Genomic DNA, 5,697 nt, shown 5'->3' on the forward strand with positions numbered 1-5,697 from the left:
TCAACACCATAGTAATCGTCGTCATCTACATTTGTTTTTATGACTTAGTATTGAGGCTGCGCCCGGGGTCGCGCGGGGCCCGCTGGCACGCGGGCGCGACGTCCACGAAGAAGGGGTTGCCCATGTCGAGCACGAGGAGCGCCATGATGCGGCTCTGCCCCGCGCGCAGCTGCCGTGCGGACTCGCTGCGCACGTAACCGAGCCGGTCGATGACGGACTGCACCCGGTGGCGGGTCTCCTCGGAGACCACGTCCGGGCGGTTGATCACATTCGACACCGTGCCCACCGACACACCGGCGTGCTTGGCCACGTCTTTGATGCCGACCATGCGTCCCCTTGTTCCGTTGCCCGTGCGGTGTCTGGTGCACCGCTCTGCGATCCCCTCAGAATTTGTACTGGTCGATGTTGTCCTTGTCGAAAACGGTCGGTTCGCCGAGATCGACGACTCCCTTGTCACCGATGGTGAAACGGCCGAGCTCGCCCGCCTTGAACGTCTCGCCCTTCTTGCCGGTGATCTGGCCGGACTTCAGGGCGACGGCGGTGTGCGCGGCGAGCGCGCCGAGCTTGGCGGGGTCCCACAGTTCGAAGCCCTCGACAGTGCCGTTCTTCACGTACTGGCGCATGTCGTTGGGCGTGCCGAGGCCGGTGAGCTTGACCTTTCCCTTGTACTTCGATCCCGAGAGGTACTGGGCGGCCGCCTTGATGCCGACGGTGGTCGGGGAGATGATCCCGGCCAGCTTCGGGTGCTCCTGGAGCAGTCCCTGGGTCTGCTGGAAGGACTGCTGGGCGTCGTCGTTGCCGTAGGCGGTCTTGACCAGCTTCATGTTCTTGTACTTGGGCTTCTTCAGCTCCTTCTTCATGTAGCCGATCCAGGTGTTCTGGTTCGTCGCGGTCTGCGCGGCGGAGAGGATCGCGATGTCGCCCTTGTAGTCGAGCTGCTCGCCAAGGAGCTCCACCTGGGTGCGGCCGAGCGCCTCGGCGCTGGACTGCGAGACGAAGACGTCACGGCAGCCGGGGTTGGTGTCCGAGTCGTAGGTGACGACCTTGATGTCGTTCTTCATGGCCTGCTTGAGGGCGGTGCACAGGGCGCCGGGGTCCTGCGCGGAGACGGCCATGGCGTCGACCTGCTGCTGGGTGAGCGTGTTGACGTAGGAGACCTGTCCGCTGGTGTCGGTGGCGCTGTTGGGGCCCGTCTCCTTGTAGGACGACCCGAGCTTCTTGAGCGCCTGCTCGCCGCCCTTGTCGGCGACGGTGAAGTAGGGGTTGTTGACCTGCTTGGGCAGGAAGGCGACGGTCAGGCCCTTCTTGGTGACCGCGTCCGGGTCGGCCTTGGCGTTCGAGGCCTTGCCCGCGTCGTCGTTCTTCGAGGACTCCTTGGTGGTGCCTCCGCAGGCGGTGGCCGTGAGGGCCAGCGAGGTGACGGCGGCCAGGGTCACACAGGCGCGGGTGAGGGCGGAGCGCCGGACGGGTCGGCGGACGGATCGGCGGACAGAGAGCATCGTTGGTCCCTTTCGGACGTGTTCGGGGGTACGAGGGGTCAGCGGACCGGAGCCGCGGCGCGGCGGCCCGCCCGGGCGACGGCGATCTGCCGGGCCACGCGCGGCCCGAGCACGGAGACCACGAGCAGCACGCCGGTGACGACGATCTGCGACTGCGCGGAGACGTTGAGCAGACTCATCGCGTTCTGCAGGCCGCCGAGCAGGAAGACTCCGGCGATCGCGCCGCCGAGCGTCCCCTTGCCGCCGTCGAAGTCGATGCCGCCGAGCAGGACGGCGGCGACGACGGACAGTTCGAGCCCGGTGGCGTTGTCGTAGCGGGCGCTGGCGTAGTGCAGGGCCCAGAAGACGCCGGTGAGCGAGGCCATGAGCCCGGTGGCGACGAACAGCCACAGCTTGTGCCGCTTGACGCGCACACCGGCGAACCGCGCGGCCTCCTCGTTGGCACCGATCGCGAAGAGCGAGCGCCCGAAGGGGGTGGCGTGCAGGACCAGGACGGCGATCGCGAGCAGCGCGAGGAAGGGCAGGAACGCGTACGGCAGGAAGGTGTCACCGATGCGTCCTGCCGCGAAGTCCAGGTACTGCGCGGGAAAGTCGGTCACGGCGTCCGAGCCGAGAACGATCTGCGCGATGCCCCGGTAGGCGGCCATGGTGCCGATGGTCACGGCGAGCGAGGGCAGCCCGAGGCGGGTCACCAGGAGACCGTTGACGAGGCCGCAGAGCACTCCGAGCAGGAGCACGAGCGGAATGATCGTCTCGATGGCCATGCCGGCGTTCCACAGGGCGCCCATCACCGCTCCGGAGAGCCCCGCCGTGGAGGCGACCGACAGATCGATCTCTCCGGAGACGACCAGGAGCGTCATCGGGAGGGCGATCAGGGCGATGGGCAGCGTGTTGCCGATGAGGAACGACAGGTTGAGGGCGTTGCCGAAACCGTCCACAAAGGAGAACGACATCAGGAGGAGCACCACCAGGAGTGCGCCGACGACGGTGTCCCAGCGGACGGCACGCATGACGTCGAGCCGGTTGGAGTCAGCCATGGCGGGCGTTCCTCTTCTTCAGGGCCTCGGCGACGCGCAGGGCGACGATCCGGTCGACGGCGATGGCCAGGACGAGCAGCACGCCGTTGATGGCGAGCACCCACACCGAGCTGACGCCGAGGGCGGGCAGCACGCTGTTGATGGACGTGAGGAGCAGGGCACCGAGGGCCGCCCCGTAGACGCTGCCGGAGCCGCCGGTGAACACGACGCCGCCGACCACGACGGCGCTGACGACGGTGAGTTCGTAGCCGTTGCCGGTGGCGGAGTCGACGTTGCCGAAGCGGGCCAGGTAGAGCGCCCCGGCGAGTCCGGCGAGCGCTCCGCAGGCGGTGTAGGCGGCGAGGATGCGCTTGCGCACCGGGATGCCCGCCAGGCGCGCGGCCTCGGGGTTGGAGCCCAGCGCGTAGAGCTCGCGTCCGCCGCCGAAGTGCCGCAGGTAGTACGCGACCGCGACCAGGACGGCGAGCGCGATCAGCGCCAGGTACGGCACGGCCGAGATGCCGCCGGAGCCGAAGTCGACGAAACCGTCCGGCAGGTCGGACGCGGTGATCTGCCGGGAGCCGACCCAGATCGAGTCGATGCCCCGGATGATGTAGAGGGTGCCGAGCGTGACGACGAGCGCGGGCACCTGGCCCAGGCTCACCAGCGCCCCGTTGAGCAGCCCGCAGCCGACGCCGAGCGCGACCGCCAGGAGGATCGCGACCGTTGAGTTGCCGCCGCCCTGGAGGTAGTTGCCCGCGGCGAAGGCGCTGATCCCGAGCGTCGAGCCGACCGACAGGTCGACGTTGCGGGTGATCACGACCAGGGCCTGCCCCGTCGCGACGAGCACGAGGATGGTCGCGTTCAGGAGCAGGTCCTTGATGCCCTGCTCGGAGAGGAACTCGCTGTTGCCGGCCTGGGTGATGCCGATCATCACCAGGAAGACCAGGAGGATGGCCAGTTCGCGCATCTTGAAGACGCGGTCGACCAGGCGCGTGCCCGCGGCCTTCTCCGGGTCGACGGCGGGTGCCGGGCTCTGCGTGGTCACGCTCATGCCGTCCTCCCGGTGGCGGCGGCCATCACGGACTCCTCGGTCGCCCGCGCGCGCGGGATCTCGGCGGTGAGCCGTCCTTCGTGCATGACGAGGACCCGGTCGGCCATGCCGAGGATCTCGGGCAGGTCGGAGGAGATCATCAGGACCGCGACCCCCTGGCCGGCGAGTTCGGAGAGCAGCCGGTGCACTTCGGCCTTGGTGCCGACGTCGATGCCGCGGGTGGGCTCGTCCACGATCAGGACTTGCGGCTCGGTGGCCAGCCACTTGGCGAGGACGACCTTTTGCTGGTTGCCGCCGGACAGGGTGCCGACGGCGTCGGCGATCCGCGCGTACTTGACCTGGAGCCGCACCGCCCAGTCGAGCGAGCGGCTGCGTTCGGCGCCGCGGTCCATGAGGCCCGCGCGCACCGTCGTCCGCAGTCCGGTGAGCCCGATGTTGCGCTCGATGGACATGTCCATCACCAGGCCCTGCGCCCGCCGGTCCTCGGGGACGAGCGCGAGCCCGGCCGCCATGGCGGTGCTGGGGGCGCCGTTGACCAGTGCCTTGCCCTGCACCTCGACCGTGCCGGCATCCCACCGGTCGACGCCGAACACGGCCCGCGCGACCTCGCTGCGCCCGGCGCCGACGAGCCCCGCGAGGCCGACGATCTCGCCGCGCCGCACGTCGAAGGAGACGTCGGTGAAGACGCCCTCGCGGGTCAGCCTGCGGACGCTGAGCGCGACGTCGCCGACCCGGGTGTCCTGCTTCGGGTAGAGCTCGTCGAGGTCGCGGCCCACCATGCGGCGTACGAGGTCGTCCTCGGTCAGTCCGTCGAGCGGCTCGCTGGCGATCAGGCCGCCGTCCCGCAGCGTGGTGACGCGCTGGCACAGCTCGAAGATCTCTTCGAGGCGGTGCGAGATGAAGAGCACCGCGGCGCCCTGTTCGCGCAGGGTGCGCACCACGCCGAAGAGGCGGGCCACTTCGCTGCCGGTGAGGGCCGCGGTCGGCTCGTCCATGATCAGGACCCGCGCGTCGAAGGAGAGCGCCTTGGCGATCTCTACGATCTGCTGGTCGGCGATGGAGAGGCCGCGTGCGGGCTGTTCGGGGTCGAGGTCCACGGCCAGGCGCTTGAAGAGCGCCTCGGCGGCGGCGTGCACGGCCTTGTGGTCGACGCGGCCGAGCGAGCGCCGGGGCTGGCGCCCCATGAAGATGTTCTCCGCGACGGAGAGGTCGGGGAAGAGCGTCGGCTCCTGGTAGATGACGGCGACGCCCGCGTCCCTGGCGTCCCCGGGGCCGTGGAAGACGACCGGGGACCCGTCGAGCGACAGCTCCCCCGCGTCCGGCCGGTGGACCCCGGCGAGGGTCTTGATGAGGGTGGATTTCCCTGCGCCGTTCTCGCCCGCGAGGGCGTGCGCCTCACCGGCATACAGCTCCAGGGAGACGTCGTGCAGGGCGCGCACGGCCCCGAAGGACTTGCTCAGGCCCTGCACGGCAAGGACGGGGGGCTCTCTCATAGGTAGCACCGATCGGTCACGAAGGGCATGCGGCTTCTGGCTGCGAAAGCAAGGGAGGTGTCATCGGGAGTCACTGAGTCACTCAGTGGACACCCGGCGTGAAAGGTTTCAATCAATTTCCAGGGAAGCTAAACCCGCACCAACTGCGGCGTCAATGGGCGTGACTTGAAAATCCTGTCGCCATTCGATTTACCAAGGGCCAGGCGGTTGCGGCCTCTTGACAGCAACCGGCGATCTACCTAGTTTCGCCTCTCGTGAAACGATTCATCGTCGAGTCGTTACGGAGTCGAGTTGTGATCAGCAGAAGACGACTGCTCAGCACCACCGCCACGGCCGCCCTGGGAACGGCGGTGGCCGGCGGGGCCGTTCCGGCGGCCCATGCCGCCCCGTCCGCCGGGGCGCGCTCCCTGCGCGTGACCAAGCCGACCGTCGAGTACGTGAGACACCCCCTCGGTCTCGACGTGCCGCGCCCCAGGCTCAGCTGGCCGCTGGCGTCCGCCGGGCAGGGGCAGAAGCAGACCGCCTACCAGGTCCGCGTGGCCACCTCCCCGGGGCGCCTGGCCAAGCCCGACGTCTGGGACAGCGGCAAGGTCGCCTCCGGCGACTCCGTCCTGGTCCCCTACGCGGGCCCCGAC

General features: G+C 69.1%; 4 protein-coding genes and 2 pseudogenes. 1 reads left to right on the top strand and 5 read right to left on the bottom strand.

All coding sequences use genetic code 11. The annotated features are described in order from the left end of the window. Positions 1–61 precede the first annotated feature (61 nt). The 5 genes and pseudogenes from ACQKIP_RS38060 to ACQKIP_RS38080 form a co-directional block, all read right to left on the bottom strand. Positions 62–328 (bottom strand): annotated as a pseudogene (locus ACQKIP_RS38060) (LacI family DNA-binding transcriptional regulator); the annotation flags it as partial. A 55-nt stretch (positions 329–383) separates the two neighbouring features. Further along, positions 384–1,499 carry a rhamnose ABC transporter substrate-binding protein gene (gene rhaS / locus ACQKIP_RS38065; protein WP_365865255.1) on the bottom strand — a complete coding sequence of 372 codons (1,116 nt, stop codon included), beginning with the start codon at positions 1,497–1,499 and terminating at the stop codon, positions 384–386. 38 nt (positions 1,500–1,537) lie between these two features. Continuing rightward, positions 1,538–2,536, bottom strand: coding sequence for an ABC transporter permease (locus ACQKIP_RS38070; RefSeq protein ID WP_365865256.1), 999 nt, complete (start codon positions 2,534–2,536; stop codon positions 1,538–1,540). Continuing rightward, the gene (locus ACQKIP_RS38075) at positions 2,529–3,569 is read right to left on the bottom strand and encodes an ABC transporter permease (RefSeq protein ID WP_365865258.1); all 1,041 of its coding nucleotides are present in this window, start codon (positions 3,567–3,569) and stop codon (positions 2,529–2,531) included. Before ACQKIP_RS38075 ends, ACQKIP_RS38070 begins: the two co-directional genes overlap by 8 nt. Further along, the gene (locus ACQKIP_RS38080) at positions 3,566–5,062 is read right to left on the bottom strand and encodes a sugar ABC transporter ATP-binding protein (protein WP_365865259.1); all 1,497 of its coding nucleotides are present in this window, start codon (positions 5,060–5,062) and stop codon (positions 3,566–3,568) included. Before ACQKIP_RS38080 ends, ACQKIP_RS38075 begins: the two co-directional genes overlap by 4 nt. A gap of 293 nt (positions 5,063–5,355) precedes the next feature. Between ACQKIP_RS38080 and ACQKIP_RS38085 the strand changes: the two are divergent. Next, positions 5,356–5,697: pseudogene (locus ACQKIP_RS38085) on the top strand (rhamnosidase); the annotation flags it as partial.

The sequence above is a fragment of the Streptomyces sp. NPDC059900 genome (genome assembly GCF_050270335.1).
In the GTDB taxonomy this organism is placed as follows: domain Bacteria; phylum Actinomycetota; class Actinomycetes; order Streptomycetales; family Streptomycetaceae; genus Streptomyces.

Excerpts from the sequence above, each read along its gene's own strand:
- ACQKIP_RS38080 (WP_365865259.1), bottom strand. The coding sequence starts at position 5,062 with ATGAGAGAGCCCCCCGTCCTTGCCGTGCAGGGCCTGAGCAAGTCCTTC.
- ACQKIP_RS38075 (WP_365865258.1), bottom strand. The coding sequence starts at position 3,569 with ATGAGCGTGACCACGCAGAGCCCGGCACCCGCCGTCGACCCGGAGAAG.
- ACQKIP_RS38070 (WP_365865256.1), bottom strand. The coding sequence starts at position 2,536 with ATGGCTGACTCCAACCGGCTCGACGTCATGCGTGCCGTCCGCTGGGAC.
- rhaS (WP_365865255.1), bottom strand. The coding sequence starts at position 1,499 with ATGCTCTCTGTCCGCCGATCCGTCCGCCGACCCGTCCGGCGCTCCGCC.